The sequence below is a fragment of the Rhizobium sp. BIGb0125 genome (assembly GCF_024810055.1).
Lineage (GTDB): Bacteria > Pseudomonadota > Alphaproteobacteria > Rhizobiales > Rhizobiaceae > Agrobacterium.
This window is the reverse complement of record NZ_JANUDV010000002.1, coordinates 676,305-690,623: the sequence shown is the minus strand read 5'-3', so window position 1 is coordinate 690,623 and position 14,319 is coordinate 676,305. Positions and strand designations below refer to the sequence as shown.

Genomic DNA, 14,319 nt, shown 5'->3' with positions numbered 1-14,319 from the left:
TTGGCAGTTTACACCGATATCACCGAAGACGACCTCAAGAGCTTTCTGGAAGCCTATGATGCGGGGGAATTGACCTCCTACAAAGGCATTGCCGAAGGTGTAGAGAACACCAATTTTCTGCTTCACACCACCAAGTCGCCGCTGATCCTGACGTTATATGAAAAGCGGGTGGAAAAGTCGGACCTGCCGTTTTTCCTTGGCCTCATGCACCATCTGGCAGACAAGGGACTTTCCTGCCCTCTACCGCTACCCCGCAAGGATGGCGAGTTGCTTGGTGAGCTTTCAGGCCGTCCGGCCGCCCTGATCTCCTTCCTTGAAGGCATGTGGCTGCGCAAACCGGAAGCCAAGCATTGCCGCGAAGTCGGCAAGGCTCTGGCGGCCATGCACCTTGCGGGCGAAGGTTTCGAGATCAAGCGACCTAACGCGCTGTCCGTTGAAGGCTGGAAAGTTCTCTGGGAAAAATCCCGTGAACGCGCTGACGAAGTTGAAAAAGGCCTGCAGCAGGAAATCCAGCCGGAAATCGATTTTCTGGCAGCCAACTGGCCGAAGGATTTGCCGGCCGGCGTCATTCACGCCGATCTGTTTCAGGATAACGTGTTTTTCCTGGGCGACGAACTGTCTGGCCTGATCGACTTCTATTTCGCCTGCAATGACTTCCTCGCTTATGACGTTTCCATCTGCCTCAACGCTTGGTGCTTTGAAAAGGATGGCGCCTATAACGTCACCAAGGGCAAGGCATTGCTGGAAGGGTATCAGTCCGTGCGTCCACTGAACGCTGAAGAGTTGAACGCACTGCCGTTGCTGGCGCGTGGTTCTGCACTTCGCTTCTTCCTGACACGCCTCTACGACTGGCTGACAACGCCAGAAGGGGCATTGGTGGTCAAGAAAGACCCGATTGAATATCTGCGCAAGCTGCGTTTCCACCGGTCCATCAACGACGTGGCCGAGTACGGATTGGCCAGCGAATGAAACACGTCGATATTTTTACCGATGGCGCCTGTTCGGGAAATCCAGGACCGGGTGGCTGGGGCGCCGTTTTGCGTTACGGCGAAATCGAAAAGGACATGTGCGGCGGCGAGGCGGAAACGACCAACAACCGTATGGAGCTGATGGCGGCAATTCAGGCGCTTAACGCCCTGAAATCGCCCTGCGAAGTCGATCTCTATACCGACAGCTCGTATGTTAAAGACGGTATTACCAAATGGATTTTCGGCTGGAAGAAAAAAGGCTGGAAAACCGCCGACAATAAACCGGTGAAAAACGTCGAGCTTTGGCAGGCTCTGGAAGAAGCGCGTGACCGGCACAAAGTGACGCTGCACTGGGTCAAAGGTCATGCCGGACACCCGGAAAACGAACGTGCCGACGAACTGGCGCGCAAGGGCATGGAGCCATTCAAGACACGGTGACGCCAATCGGCGTCTGATTTAACCTTGCCAAAGCCTCATCTCTACCTATCTTGTCGTCAAATAACAGGAGAGGTCATTTATGATTCAACATTGCGTATTTCTGCGTTTGAAAGCCTCGACCACGGCTGATCAAAAGCAGGCAATTTATGACGCCATTGCGGCCTTGAAAGATGTTGTCCCCGGAATTCTCGATATCAAATTCGGACAAAATGTATCGCCGGAAGGCTTGAATGGCGGCTTTCTGGACGGGTTTATCGTGACACTGGAAAGCATCGAAGCCCGTGATGCCTACCTCACCCACCCGCAACATGTTGAAGTCGGCGATGAAATCATCGCATTGACCGACGGCGGACTGGCGGGAATTCTCGTCTACGACATGCTGATCTGAGCGACACGCGCGCCTGCTGCGCGATATCGCATCGTATAACAAAAAGGGCACATTCCAGCTGGAATGTGCCCTGATTTTTTGTCTGATTGTTCAGATCAAAGCTGTTCAATCATCGTTGCCGCGGAGGAAACCGTGGCCTGGCCTGGGTTTTCCTCAACGTTCAGCGACTTCACGACGCCATCATCGACCAGCATGGAGTAGCGCTTGGAGCGAACGCCAAGGCCGCCACCAGACAGATCTGCGTCCAAACCGAGTGCCTTTGTGAAAGAAGCATCCCAGTCAGCCAGGAAGTGGATCTTGCCGAGGCCACCGGAAGACTGCGCCCACGCACCCATGACATGCCAGTCATTGACCGCAACGACAGCAATATCGTCAACGCCGCGTGCGAGAATGGCATCGCGGTTTTCAAGATAGCCAGGAAGGTGGTTGAGAGAGCAGGTCGGCGTAAACGCGCCCGGAACGGCGAAAACAACAACCTTCTTACCCTTGAAAAGGTCTTCTGTGGTGGTTTCTACCGCGCCATCCGCTGTTTTTTCCTTGAAGGTGGCCGAAGGCAGCTTGTCACCAATTGCAATGGTCATTGAATGCTCCTGTTGAATAAATGGAAATGACTGAAAGATTTTCCGCGGGCACCGTAGAGGCTAAATCGGTCTGTGAAAAATGAATTTTGTTAAAACTGAAGCGGGCTTTCGATTGCCTTGCCACCGGCCTTTATCAGAACACGCCAATTGCTACCCGGCATGCGGAAGCGTTTGGGCAGTCCGCTCACATCCATATCAAAAATGGCGTGTCGTCCCGTTTTCTTGATATTGGAGGGGCTGGAGAATGCGTAGCCATTCGGCCCTGTCAGATAGACCTCGAATGTCTCGCCAGCACCCTCGGGTAGCAAGACGTCGAAAGCGACCGTATTGTCGCGTTTGTGGGCGTAGGATGCGACCTTGAAGTTGTCGTCGGGTTGCTGAGGCAGTTTTTTGTATGCGGTTTCAATGATCTGGCGTTCATCCAAGGTTGCTTTGGAAGACTTGCCTACGGGGATTTCGAACTCCGCCTGAAACGGTATGCAGATATTCTGGCAGACGCCGATAAAAGCAGATAGCTTGGCAGAGATTTCTTTCGAGGGGTCGAACGCGCCAAGTTTGAAGGGCAACAACACGGACTGATCATAGCCGATATCGCGCAACTCGCCGTTCATGATGAGTTTCGGAACCGGAAAAACAAGCGATTGAACAGTGACGCCACCGCCCGGTAAACTGGCTTCAATATGCGGCGGAATACCTGCTTCGCCCGGTTCACGCCAATAGGTGATCCACCCCGGCTTGAGTTCGATTTCCAGTCCGGCTTGAAGCATGCCATGTTGGTCGACATCCAGTGTCACCACACGCATGCGCCCGCCTTCGCTTTCCGCCCATTCGGTCACAGTTGCGTTGCCGGAAGTTGCTGTTCCAAAGACGCTGAGGCTGGCAAATATGGACAGGGCTTGAAGTGATCTGGAAATACGCATGGGTTCTGATTTACTCCAGCTGCCAGCGCTCTGCCACTTCATATCAAAAAAATTCAATCATTTTCAGTTGATTGATTGGCCACAATACCGCATCCTTAATGAATTGGGCAAAGGGCAGGGCCGACAGTTTCCAACGATCCGGAGGTGAATATGAAGTTTTCAACTCTCATGGACAAGCGAGAACGGGGCTTTCTGGATGGGCAATTTCTCATTGCCATGCCAGCGATGAACGACGGGAATTTTGCCCGTTCAGTGATTTACATTTGTGCGCATTCCTCAGCTGGTGCCATGGGTTTCATCATTAACCGGCCACAGCAGATAACCTTTACCGACGTGTTGCTGCATTTGAACCTTATGGACAGCAACGACGCTATCATGCTGCCAAACCACACGCGGGAATTCCCGATCCAATGCGGTGGTCCGGTAGAAAGCGGCCGCGGCTTTGTTTTGCATTCCGATGACTATTCCAGTGAGTCCAGCATTCCCGTGAGCGACGAAATTTCGCTGACGGCAACGCTGGATATCGTGCGTGCCATTTCCAATGGCCGTGGACCGGATCGTGCGACGATGCTGCTTGGGTATGCTGGTTGGGGGCCGGGCCAACTGGAGGAAGAAATCGTCCAGAATGGTTGGCTGAACTGCGAGGCGAATGAAGGTATGATTTTTGACCGCTCGCTCGATAACAAGTACCAGCGTGCGCTTTCATTGATGGGCATTGAGCTTTCTGCATTGTCGACTACGGCCGGGCACGCCTGATGACTCAAAATAATTCAACAGCGTTTGGAACCAGCCTGCGTCGCTGACGTTTTCTCCACGCTGCCGCTACAGACGGCAGAAAAGTTTAAAGGAGAAGTCCAATGGGTAGCATGTCTGATAAGGTTGCTGGCAAGGCAAACGAAGTCGCTGGCAAGGTGAAGCAGGGCGTGGGCAAGGCAACTGGCAATGACCAGATGCGCGCTGAAGGTGCTGTTCAGGAAACCAAAGGTAAGGTCCAGACAGCAACCGGCAAAGCCAAAGATACCGTGAAGAATGTAGTCGACCGCATGTAAACACCCCATGCTTGACTTGCCGTCTGACCGGCAAAGCAACGTTAAGTGCAGGTAACCTTTTACCTGCGCTTTTATTTTGTTTCATTGATGCGACTGCGGGGTTGAAATGAGACTTTTTACATGCGCGACGTGCGGCCAATCCATTCATTTCGATAATAGATATTGCGTGAAATGCGGAAGCCGTCTGGCTTTCATTCCAGACATGGTTGCGCTGGAAGCGTTGCAGCCAGCTGGTGAACCGCTTTGGAGCTTGGTGTCATCTCCTGAGCGACAAGTTCGTTTCTGCGCCAACGAGGTTCACGACATCTGTAACTGGGCGATCCCTGCCGAGCAGGACGGTGAGTTTTGTGAAGTCTGTAAACACAACAGACTGGTGCCCGATGCTTCGACCGCGGTTGGTCTTGAGCGCTGGAGACGTATTAGCCAAGCGCAGCGCCACCTGTTCTATTCGCTTTTACGGTTGAGATTGCCTGTGCCTGACCGCCTACAAGACCCGCAGAGCGGGCTGGTGTTTGATTTCCTGGTGGACGAGGTAACGCCGGATGGCAATATCATTCCCGCCATGACCGGCCATGAGGAAGGGTTGATCGCCATCCGTGCCGCTGAAGCGGATGACGCGACACGCGAGCAGGTTCGCAGCAACATGAATGAGCCCTATCGCACCATGCTCGGGCACTTCAGGCACGAGACAGGGCACTTCATTTGGAACAAGCTGGTACGTGATGCAAATCGGTTCGAAGCATTCCGCGCCGTGTTTGGCGACGAAACGCAAGACTACGCCGAAGCGCTCGAGCGCAATTACCAGAGTGGACCGCCCGAAGGTTGGCAGGAAAATTACATCAGTACCTATGCCGCCAGCCATCCCTGGGAAGACTTTGCCGAATGTTTTGCCCATTACCTGCATATCATCGATACACTGGAGACGGCTGGGTCTTTCGGCATGGCGATCGAACCTGAAGGTCACAAGGAGATGGCCGCAGAAGTTGAGTTTGATCCGTATAATGCCCGCAGTGCAGAACAGCTCGTATCCGTCTGGGTGCCGCTCAGCGTGGCGATGAATTCCATCCACCGCAGCATGGGGCAGGGAGATCTCTATCCATTTGTCGTTACACCGGTTGTTACCGCCAAGCTCCAGTTCATTCACGAACTGGTGCATGGCGATATTTCAACGGATCAGGCGCGTTTGGCTGGCTGAAAACGCTCGCGCAACAGCTTGAGTGAAGCGTCTGCATTTTCCGGTGTGCCGAAAATGAAGCTTTGGCCGTAATGGCAGTTCATGCGTGCCAGTTCGGCTGCGTCTTCTGGCGTTTCGATGCCTTCGGCCACCACATGCATTTCCAGGGCACGGGCCATCGCGATCACCGACATAAGCAGGATATTGCGCTTCTCTGTAGAATTGGCGACCAGCGCCTTGTCCAGCTTGATCGTATCGAATGGAAAGCGGGTCAGATAGGCAAGCGATGAATAACCGGTCCCGAAGTCATCAAGGGCAAGGCTCAAACCTGTGTCCTTGAGCTTGTTGAGGACAAGCCGTGCCTGCTCGGGGTTTTCCATCACGATGGATTCGGTCAGTTCCAGCTTCAACTGCTTGGGATTGCAGTGTGTGCGTGCCAGCATGCTGCGAACATCGTTGTAAAGTTCGTTGTTTAGCAACTGGGCGCTGGAGATGTTGACGGAAACAAAGATCGGCAATTTGTCGATCGCCTGTTGCCATTCCACGAGGTTGGTCGCAGCGCGCTCAAGTGCAAACATCCCGAGCTGTTCGATCAGGCCTGAGGCCTCTGCAATAGGAATGAACTCACTGGGTGGAATATTGCCGCGCTTGGGATGCTCCCAGCGCATGAGAGCCTCGAAGCCTGCAATGTCGCCATTATCCAGCCGGATGATGGGCTGATAGGCGAGGTAAAGCTCCTTTCGCTCCAATGCTCGGCGCAGGTCGCTTTCCAGCTGCAAACGGTCTGTACCGGAACTGCGGAACGCCGGACGGAACGGTTCGACACGGTTGCCGCCAGACCGTTTTGCACGGTACATGGCAAGTTCGGCGTCGCTGAGCAGTCCGGCTGCACTGTCCTGCTGATCTATCCAAGAAACCAGACCAACCGATGCCGTCAGGATGATTTCACGTCCGGCAAAGTTGATCGGCACCATGATCGCCTTGTTCACCGCATCGGCAAAATCAGCAATACGGGCCGGATCTCGTTCGGAAACGAGGATAAGGCCAAATTCATCACCACCCAGGCGGGCGAGCGTATCCTGCGGTTTAAGCAGGCGGCGCAGGCGGCGGGTCAGTGCAATTAGGATATTGTCGCCGGCGGCAATTCCCAGCGTATCGTTGACCAGCTTGTAGCGGTCGATATCGATGGCAAGAACCGTCGGGCGGACACTGTCGCCCTCAGCGGTCAGGTTAAGGATCGATTGCAAACGATCAAGGAAAACCTGACGGTTCGGTAGGCCGGTTAGATTATCGGTGAGCGCATCCTGCAAGAGGCGCTCCACCGAGTTTTTCTGCTCGGTAATGTCAGTAATCGTTCCCACGCAGCGAATGATTTCACCGTTGGAACCGAGCACCGGCCGTGCCCGAATCTGCAGCCAATGGAAATGACCATCTTCGGCGCGAATGCGAAATTCATGATTGAAACGACCCTTACGGTGGTCGAGCAGTACGTCGAGCGTTGCCTTGAACCGGTCGCGGTCGTCGGGATGCAGGCGTGGCAACCAGTTGCGCGCTGCGCCATGCATGCTGCCGGGATGAAGACCCAGCTTGAGGGAAATGTCTGGCGTGGTCACGATGCGGTCACGGGTAACATCCCAGTCCCAAACGGTGTCGCCGCTGCCGGTTAGGGCAAGTGACTGGCGCTCGAGGTCTGAAAACAGGCCTTGCTGGTAGGCGCTGCCAGCAAAGGCATGCTGGATGACTGTAAAGCCGATCAACAGCACGATCAGGACAAGACCACCACCCAGCGCCGGCTGGATAATGTCATTGTCCAGTTGACCGGTAACGGTCAGCCAGCTGCCGAAAAGCCATGCAAGGATCAACGCCCATGACGGCACCAGCAAAATGGCGCGGTCATAGCGGTTGAAGCCGAGATAAATGATCAGGGCAATACCGACGACACCGGTCAGGGCAAAGGAAATACGGGCGATACCCGATGCCACCGACGGGTCGTAGATCGCAACGCCGAACAGAAGTGCCAGACCGACAACCCAAGCGAATGTTGCGTAACCAAGATGGGCGTGCCACCGGTTGAGGTTGAGGTAGGTAAACAGGAAGATCACAAGGCTGGATGCGAGAGCGACCTCCGCCCCCGCGCGCCATATTCGCTGATCGCTTGAGGTCACGCTGATTAGCTTCTCAAGGAAACCGAAATCCACGCAGATATAGGCGAGAACGGCCCAGGCAAGGGCAGCAGAAGCTGGCAAAACCGATGTGCCCTTGACCACGAACAGAATGGTCAGCAGCACCGCCAACAGGCCGGCAATGCCAAGCACGATACCGCGGTAGAGTGTAAAGGCGTTGACGGTGTCCTTGTAGGCTTCCGGTTCCCACAGATAAATCTGTGGCAGTTGCGGCGTGGAAAGCTCGGCAACGAAGGTAATGACAGAACCGGGGTTCAGGGTGATGCGGAAAACGTCGGCATCCGGGCTTGGCTGACGGTCCAGCGCAAAACCTTCACTGGGGGTGATAGCGATGATGCGCTGAGAACCAAGATCCGGCCAGAATACCTTGGAATTCACCAGACGGAAATGCGGGGCAACGATAACGCGCTCAAGCTGCTCTTCGGACACGTTGGCGAGCGCAAAAACTGCCCAGTCACCCTGGTGGGCAGGAGAGCTGGCACGCACCTCGATACGGCGGCGAATACCATCGGGTCCCGGTGCGGTGGATACCTGAAAGGCTTCACCCTGATTGACATGAATATCGGTCGTGGCGGTCAGGTCCAGCGCGGTGGCATCGCGCGAAATCTTCACCGGCTCAAAGGCAGCAGCAGTCGTTGCGAAACCGGCCAGCGCCAGTAGGGCCGAAAAAAAGATGGCGATTGCTGCGATCAGCCGTGAAACTCGAAATTTTGAATACATGCCAGCCATAATCAGTCCGGTTTCCTACTGTCATGGCGACCATCAGCGATTAAGGAGAACATGGCATGATCGCGCCACTCACCATTGATCTTGAGATATTCTCGCAAGAGACCTTCCCGCTGAAAGCCGGCATTTTCGAGCAACCGGATGCTTTTGAAGTTATCTGGAATACAGGCTGCCTCAATTCGGTGCAACTGTAGCCCATTGAAGATGTAGGGTATTACCAGTCTTAATGCGGCAGACATATGACCTTGTGCCGCATATCGTTCGCCCATCCAGTATCCGATCATGCAGCTTTGCGCTGCACCTCTGCGTATGTAGCCGATTGTAAGACCGCCGAGAAGTAACATTTCGGGCTGTTTGAAAACTAGGAGCGCTACAGCGGTGCCGGAGGAGAATTCCTGACCGTTGCGGATAACCCGCGTTCTGAAAGAACCTTCTGTTAACTCATCTGGCCGCCAGGTCGGTTCCCATGGTTGCAGGAACCGACGACTTTCAGAGCGTAGCCCGTGCCATTGCCGGAAATCCGAATATTGCGGCAGGCGCAGCAGATAGGACGAATCGCGAATTTCCGGTTTGTCGCCGTTTCGTGAGAAAAAACGCAACATGGCTCGGCTCATTCAATTCCCCGTTACGACCATCGCCTCCTGATCGTTGTCAGGGGCGTCAACCTAGGCATTCGCTTTTTTCTGTAAGTGCTGCGGTGCTGAGAGGGCAGCGGAGATATCGTCCATGGACGCGAGATTTTCCAACGGGCCGATGGCAGACAGTGTCGGAGCCTTGTCGAAGAACAGGCGTCCGGCAAGATCCGTCAATCGCTCGGTGGTGATGTCACGCAGGCGCTGCATCATCTCGTCATTGGGGATGGGCCGACCATAAAGCATCATCTGCCGTGCAATCTGTCCGGCACGGGCGGCAGGGCTTTCCTGACCCATCAGCAACTGCGCACGAATCTGGGCCCGGGCACGCTCGATTTCCTGATTGTGGATTTTATCAGAAGACTTGCGCAGCTCCTCCAGAATAACTGGAACCAATTCTGGCAGATCGTTTGCGCCTGTTGCTGCGTGGATGCCGAAAATGCCGGTATCGGAAAAGCCCCAGTGGAACGCATAAACCGAATAACACAGACCGCGATATTCGCGCACTTCCTGAAACAGTCGCGAAGACATTCCGCCGCCCAGAATATTGGCGAGAATTTGCGAGCAGTAGAAATCACGGGCGTGGTAGGCTTTGCCTTCAAAACCGAGCAGCACCTGCGCATCCATCAGGTCGCGCGTTTCGCGGATTTCACCGCCGGTGTAGATCGCCTTCTGCATGACAGGCAGCGTACTCGGTGTCTGCGGCAGGCTGGAGAAGCGCTGCTCGACCTGCTTGACAAATGTTTCGTGGTCAACGCCACCGGCAGCAACGACGAAAATACGGTCCGTCGTGTAGTTGCGGGAAAGATAGCCGCGAATTTGTGAGGTGGTAAACGACTGGACCGTCTCAGGCGTGCCAAGAATTGGCCGGCCGATGGTCTGGTTTTTATAGGCAACGCCGGAAAAATTATCGAAGATCACGTCATCGGGAGTGTCGGTGGCAGCACCGATTTCCTGCAGAATGACGTTTTTCTCGCGCTCCAGCTCGTCTTCATCAAACGAGGATTCTGTCAGGATATCAGCCAGAATGTCCACTGCGAGCGGCACATCGTCTTTCAGGACGCGGGCGTAATAGGAGGTGGTCTCTGTGGATGTTGCGGCGTTGACTTCGCCGCCTACGTTTTCAATCTCTTCGGCAATCTGGCGGGCTGTGCGTCTTGCCGTGCCCTTGAATGCCATGTGCTCAAGAAGGTGAGCAATGCCATGCTCATTATCGGTTTCATTGCGTGAACCCGATTTGATCCAAACCCCGAGGGCCACACTCTCAATGTGTGGCATGCGCTCGGTTACGACCGTCAACCCGGACGCAAGCCGGGTTACTTGAACATTCATTTTAACGTCTTTCCGCGTCTCTATTCCTTGGCGCGCGCATGTTTGCCGATAAAGGTTTCAACGGCTTTAAGGTCGGCCTCAAGAATTTCGAAACGCTCCTCCCGGTTCATAAGATCAGCGAGCCATGATGGAAGGGCCGGATCGATTGCGCAAGCGGATTTTACAGCCGCCGGAAATTTTGCTGGATGAGCAGTGGCCAGCGTAACCATCGGGCTGCGTGGCTTTTCATGCTTTTTCGCCACAAAAACGCCGGTCGCCGTGTGCGGATCCAGCAAATAGCCTGTTTCCTGCAGAGTATCGCGAATGGTTGCTGCAACCTGCTTTTCGGTTGCACGGCCTGCGCGGAAGTCGCGACGAATAAACTTCATGGCTTCTTCTGGAATTTCAAAAGAGCCGGACTGCTTGAGACCATCCATGGAATTGCGCACGGCACGCGCATCGCGGTCATAGGCTTCAAACAGCAGGCGCTCGAAGTTGGAGGAAATCTGGATATCCATCGAAGGCGAGGTGGTGGCTTTCACACCACGCATTTCATAACGGCCAGTCTTCAGCGTACGCGCCAAAATGTCGTTGTCGTTTGTCGCAATGACCAGACGATCGATTGGCAGGCCCATTTTCTTGGCGACGTAGCCTGCGAAAATGTCACCGAAGTTGCCTGTTGGTACGGTGAAGGACACTTTGCGATCTGGAGAACCGAGTGTCAGTGCCGATGTGAAATAATACACCACCTGCGCCATGATGCGCGCCCAGTTAATGGAATTGACGCCGGACAGTTTGACGGTGTCGCGGAACTTGGCGTCATTGAACATTTCTTTGACGAGGTTCTGGCAGTCATCGAAATTGCCGTGAACGGCAATGGCGTGCACGTTCGATGCGGTCGAGCTGGTCATCTGGCGCTGCTGCACTGGCGAAACCTTGCCGTGCGGGAACAGGATGAAGATGTCTGTACGTTCGCGACCGGCAAACGCATCGATTGCGGCGCCACCAGTGTCGCCGGATGTGGCGCCAACAATAGTCGCTCTCTGATCGCGCTGCGTCAGGGCATAATCCATCAAACGGCCGATCAGCTGCATGGCGACGTCCTTGAACGCCAGCGTCGTGCCGTGGAAAAGTTCAAGCACGTAGGAGTTGGGGCCGGTCTGCACCAGCGGAGCAATGGCTGGATGTTTGAACGTGGCGTAGGCCTCGTCGATCATCGCACGAAAATCATCAGCCGGAATTTCGCCGCCGGTAAAACGGTAAAGCACTTCAAAGGCGATTTCCTGATAGGATTTTCCGCGCAGCGCACGAATTTCCTTTTTGCTCATCGACGGCCATTTACGCGGCACATACAGCCCGCCGTCGCGTGCCAGACCGGCAAGCAGTACATCGCAAAAACCCAGCGAAGGGGCTTCGCCCCTGGTCGAAACATATTCCACGAGATGGTCCCTTGTCGTAAGCAATCAGGTCGCCGAAGCAAAACAGATATGGTGGTATTCAGTGATGCTGAGGAAAATTCAAGCAAATCCGAACAGGCCAATCGATTTTTTCCGACGTCGCTGCTATAGACCATCGCCAACTGGCGTGAAAGGCCGTTAAACAGGTTCTCCGGTACACCTCGGAGGCAGTGTAGAGGATTGAACAGAGTGTCAGGTCATATTTTGCGTTTATCCGCCGCCATGTCGCTGCTGGCCATCGTTGCCGGATGCAACTCTTCCAGCCCATCGGAAGCGCTCGGCATAGGCGAAACCGGCGGCAGTGCAACCCCGACAGCCGCAGCTGTTACGCCGGTTGTGCAGGCAAACTGCCCCAAGGTAACGGTTCTCGATAGCAATGCCGTTCATCGCGTTTATGCGCGCGGCGCCAAGGATAATCCGGAACAACTGGTTTATCAGGCGTCATTGGCTGACAGCACCCGCGCCTGCACGATGAACATGGACACATTGACTGTCAATGTTTTGGTGCAGGGCCGAATCGTTCCCGGCCCACAGGCAAAGCCCGGTGCGGTGACATTGCCAATTCGCGTCTCTGTAAAAGATGGCGACGGTGAAATTTTCTCCGAGGTAACGCAGTTCCCGGTCAATATTGCGGCTGATGGTGGCGCACAGTTCATCTTCAACAATGACCATGTAGCCATTCCAAATGGCCCTGGCGGTGCACCTAAGACTGTAAACGTCTTCGTCGGCTTCGATGATGGTGTGAAAAAGAAGAAGTAACGACTGGCTGGCCCGCCAGCGTAAATCTGCTTTAGACGGTGGCCAAAGGTTTTGAAAAATGAGCGGAAGAACAAAGTGTTCCTCCGCCCATTTTTTTTATCAAGAAATGCCGCCCCAATCGGACAGCGCTGCAACGACAGCCGGCAGGTCCATCATGCGGGCGATGACGGTTTCTGCACCCGCATCGGTTAGCTTGTCGGCGTGGCCGGGGTAGGTGTGCGAGGCGCCGGTAAAGCCGATAACACGCATGCCAGCCGATTTTGCCGCATGAACGCCGTGAACGGAATCCTCTACAACAACGGTCTTGGATGGCGAGACATTAAACTGGCTGGCGCCGTGCAGGAAAATATCCGGTTTCGGTTTTACCCTGTCCGGACCAAGGTCTTTGGCCGAATAGATATGCGGATCGAAATAAGGCTTCAGGCCGACCTTGGTCAGCATCATATCCAGACGCTTGCTGCTGGAATTGGAGCAGATGCAGCGCTGCAGCGTCAGGCGCGCCAGCGCAAACTTGACACCTTCGATGACTTTTACGTCGCGCTGTAGGCGGGCATCCAGCAGCTTTTCCGATTTGTCGAGCAGCGATGCCGACAGCGGTATGCTTGCTTCACGCTCAACAGCCAGCAGAATATTGTGCCATGTCATGCCGGCAAAACGTTCGCCCATCTCTTCCACGGTAATCGGATAGCCTGCTTCTGTCAGAAGTGCGGATTCGACCTGCGCGGCAATGATTTCGGAATCGACCAGCACGCCGTCACAGTCAAAAATGATAAGGTCGAAGGCGCTCATCTGCGCTCCTTTCAGAATAACAAATCGCGGCGCTTTTAGACCATGCGGCGGTTAAGCTCAACCTGCTTGCGTTTGTTGCTCGACAAGCATTGCGGCGCATTCTATGGGAAGGCATGGCCCCTAAAGAACCCCGCAAGCCGGATGATACAATCGCGGCGCGTATCGCACGCAGTCTCGGCGACCGGATCGTTCGTGGTGAATTGTCGCCGGGTGAGCGGCTGCGGCAGGATCATATTGCTGAAGAGTTCGGTGCCAGTCACGTCCCTGTGCGTGAGGCTTTTCGTCGGCTGGAAGCGCAAGGGCTGGCCATCAGCCTGCCGCGACGCGGCGTAAGGGTTGCAGATTTCGGTCTGAACGAAGTCCGCGAAGTTGCTGAAATGCGCGCGGCTCTTGAGGTTCTGGCCTTGCGTCATGCCATTCCGCACATGACTGCCGCCATTCTTGATGAGGCTGAGGCCGCAACAGCCGAAGGCGACAGCGCGGCAGACGTGCGGAGCTGGGAGGCGGCCAACCGGCGCTTTCACCGGTTGATCATAACGCCCTGCGGCATGCCGCGATTGCTTGAAACGATCGACGGGCTGCATGCGGCGAGCGCGCGTTTCCTGTTTTCGGCATGGCGTGCCGGATGGGAGCGCCGTACAGACCATGACCATCGCGCTATCCTGAATGCCTTGCGTTCTGGCAGGGGGGAGGAAGCTGTGCGTATTTTGGATGGTCACGTGCAATGGATTGGCAGAACCGCCATACGCACACCAGCTGGCTCCACGAAGGATGCCTTTGCTATCGTCGGATAAAATTATAGATAATTTTATTTCCGCGTAATTCACTGTAAATAATGACATTTATCGAAATATCTCCACAGTCTCCCTGGCGGAGATGCGTGCTATTTTTTCAAGTTTTGAAGATTCCATTTGGTTTTTGGGCGGTTTGATCCTTATAACTTC

The 14,319-nt window shown here is 54.7% G+C and carries 15 protein-coding genes; 8 read left to right on the top strand and 7 right to left on the bottom strand.

Annotation, left to right across the window (positions count from 1 at the left end):
* The 3 genes from M2418_RS07340 (at position 1) to M2418_RS07330 (ending at position 1,794) form a co-directional block, all read left to right on the top strand.
* Positions 1-969 (top strand): homoserine kinase, encoded by a 969-nt coding sequence (locus M2418_RS07340; RefSeq protein ID WP_192487180.1) that lies wholly within the window; start codon positions 1-3, stop codon positions 967-969.
* The gene (rnhA, locus tag M2418_RS07335) at positions 966-1,406 is read left to right on the top strand and encodes a ribonuclease HI (protein ID WP_192487181.1); all 441 of its coding nucleotides are present in this window, start codon (positions 966-968) and stop codon (positions 1,404-1,406) included. Before M2418_RS07340 ends, rnhA begins: the two co-directional genes overlap by 4 nt.
* A 79-nt stretch (positions 1,407-1,485) precedes the next feature.
* Complete coding sequence (locus M2418_RS07330; protein ID WP_259145705.1) at positions 1,486-1,794, top strand: Dabb family protein; 309 nt, start codon at positions 1,486-1,488, stop codon at positions 1,792-1,794.
* Between the two features lie 95 nt (positions 1,795-1,889).
* Here M2418_RS07330 and M2418_RS07325 read toward each other — a convergent pair whose 3' ends face one another.
* On the bottom strand, positions 1,890-2,375 hold the full coding sequence (locus M2418_RS07325; RefSeq protein ID WP_250983163.1) for a peroxiredoxin: 486 nt from the start codon (positions 2,373-2,375) through the stop codon (positions 1,890-1,892).
* A gap of 89 nt (positions 2,376-2,464) precedes the next feature.
* Positions 2,465-3,295 (bottom strand): protein-disulfide reductase DsbD domain-containing protein, encoded by an 831-nt coding sequence (locus tag M2418_RS07320; RefSeq protein ID WP_259145704.1) that lies wholly within the window; start codon positions 3,293-3,295, stop codon positions 2,465-2,467.
* A gap of 150 nt (positions 3,296-3,445) precedes the next feature.
* On the opposite strand from M2418_RS07320, the gene M2418_RS07315 reads away from it, so the two are divergent.
* From M2418_RS07315 to M2418_RS07305, 3 genes are all read left to right on the top strand, one after another.
* Positions 3,446-4,051 (top strand): YqgE/AlgH family protein, encoded by a 606-nt coding sequence (locus tag M2418_RS07315; RefSeq protein WP_192487185.1) that lies wholly within the window; start codon positions 3,446-3,448, stop codon positions 4,049-4,051.
* A 101-nt stretch (positions 4,052-4,152) separates the two neighbouring features.
* Positions 4,153-4,344: a CsbD family protein gene (locus M2418_RS07310; RefSeq protein WP_192487186.1), complete on the top strand. Its 192-nt coding sequence runs from the start codon at positions 4,153-4,155 to the stop codon at positions 4,342-4,344.
* A 106-nt stretch (positions 4,345-4,450) separates the two neighbouring features.
* Entirely contained in the window at positions 4,451-5,539 is a 1,089-nt protein-coding gene (locus M2418_RS07305) for a putative zinc-binding metallopeptidase (RefSeq protein ID WP_259145701.1), read from the top strand.
* Here M2418_RS07305 and M2418_RS07300 read toward each other — a convergent pair.
* From M2418_RS07300 to thrC, 4 genes are read right to left on the bottom strand one after another with little or no spacing between them, the layout of a single operon-like run.
* The gene (locus M2418_RS07300; protein WP_259145699.1) at positions 5,518-8,430 is read right to left on the bottom strand and encodes a sensor domain-containing phosphodiesterase; all 2,913 of its coding nucleotides are present in this window, start codon (positions 8,428-8,430) and stop codon (positions 5,518-5,520) included. The two genes, M2418_RS07305 and M2418_RS07300, sit on opposite strands and share 22 nt — an antisense overlap.
* 2 nt (positions 8,431-8,432) lie before the next feature.
* Positions 8,433-9,041, bottom strand: a complete 609-nt coding sequence (locus tag M2418_RS07295) for a GNAT family N-acetyltransferase (RefSeq protein ID WP_192487189.1) — start codon at positions 9,039-9,041, stop codon at positions 8,433-8,435.
* A gap of 51 nt (positions 9,042-9,092) precedes the next feature.
* Positions 9,093-10,391, bottom strand: coding sequence for a pitrilysin family protein (locus M2418_RS07290; protein ID WP_259145698.1), 1,299 nt, complete (start codon positions 10,389-10,391; stop codon positions 9,093-9,095).
* Between the two features lie 20 nt (positions 10,392-10,411).
* The gene (thrC, locus tag M2418_RS07285) at positions 10,412-11,809 is read right to left on the bottom strand and encodes a threonine synthase (protein WP_259145916.1); all 1,398 of its coding nucleotides are present in this window, start codon (positions 11,807-11,809) and stop codon (positions 10,412-10,414) included.
* A 240-nt stretch (positions 11,810-12,049) separates the two neighbouring features.
* Between thrC and M2418_RS07280 the strand changes: the two genes are divergently transcribed.
* Positions 12,050-12,586, top strand: a complete 537-nt coding sequence (locus tag M2418_RS07280) for a PilZ domain-containing protein (RefSeq protein WP_259145915.1) — start codon at positions 12,050-12,052, stop codon at positions 12,584-12,586.
* A 99-nt stretch (positions 12,587-12,685) separates the two neighbouring features.
* Here the strand turns inward: M2418_RS07280 and M2418_RS07275 are convergent, their stop codons facing one another.
* Positions 12,686-13,375, bottom strand: coding sequence for an HAD family hydrolase (locus M2418_RS07275; RefSeq protein ID WP_259145697.1), 690 nt, complete (start codon positions 13,373-13,375; stop codon positions 12,686-12,688).
* A gap of 113 nt (positions 13,376-13,488) precedes the next feature.
* Here M2418_RS07275 and M2418_RS07270 point away from each other — a divergent pair, with 113 nt between their 5' ends.
* On the top strand, positions 13,489-14,169 hold the full coding sequence (locus tag M2418_RS07270; RefSeq protein ID WP_192487193.1) for a GntR family transcriptional regulator: 681 nt from the start codon (positions 13,489-13,491) through the stop codon (positions 14,167-14,169).
* Positions 14,170-14,319 lie beyond the last annotated feature (150 nt).

Coding starts and splice junctions, on each gene's coding strand:
- rnhA (WP_192487181.1), top strand. CDS start 966: ATGAAACACGTCGATATTTTTACCGATGGCGCCTGTTCGGGAAATCCA.
- M2418_RS07330 (WP_259145705.1), top strand. CDS start 1,486: ATGATTCAACATTGCGTATTTCTGCGTTTGAAAGCCTCGACCACGGCT.
- M2418_RS07325 (WP_250983163.1), bottom strand. CDS start 2,375: ATGACCATTGCAATTGGTGACAAGCTGCCTTCGGCCACCTTCAAGGAA.
- M2418_RS07320 (WP_259145704.1), bottom strand. CDS start 3,295: ATGCGTATTTCCAGATCACTTCAAGCCCTGTCCATATTTGCCAGCCTC.
- M2418_RS07315 (WP_192487185.1), top strand. CDS start 3,446: ATGAAGTTTTCAACTCTCATGGACAAGCGAGAACGGGGCTTTCTGGAT.
- M2418_RS07310 (WP_192487186.1), top strand. CDS start 4,153: ATGGGTAGCATGTCTGATAAGGTTGCTGGCAAGGCAAACGAAGTCGCT.
- M2418_RS07305 (WP_259145701.1), top strand. CDS start 4,451: ATGAGACTTTTTACATGCGCGACGTGCGGCCAATCCATTCATTTCGAT.
- M2418_RS07300 (WP_259145699.1), bottom strand. CDS start 8,430: ATGGCTGGCATGTATTCAAAATTTCGAGTTTCACGGCTGATCGCAGCA.
- M2418_RS07295 (WP_192487189.1), bottom strand. CDS start 9,041: ATGAGCCGAGCCATGTTGCGTTTTTTCTCACGAAACGGCGACAAACCG.
- M2418_RS07290 (WP_259145698.1), bottom strand. CDS start 10,391: ATGAATGTTCAAGTAACCCGGCTTGCGTCCGGGTTGACGGTCGTAACC.
- M2418_RS07280 (WP_259145915.1), top strand. CDS start 12,050: ATGTCGCTGCTGGCCATCGTTGCCGGATGCAACTCTTCCAGCCCATCG.
- M2418_RS07275 (WP_259145697.1), bottom strand. CDS start 13,375: ATGAGCGCCTTCGACCTTATCATTTTTGACTGTGACGGCGTGCTGGTC.
- M2418_RS07270 (WP_192487193.1), top strand. CDS start 13,489: ATGGCCCCTAAAGAACCCCGCAAGCCGGATGATACAATCGCGGCGCGT.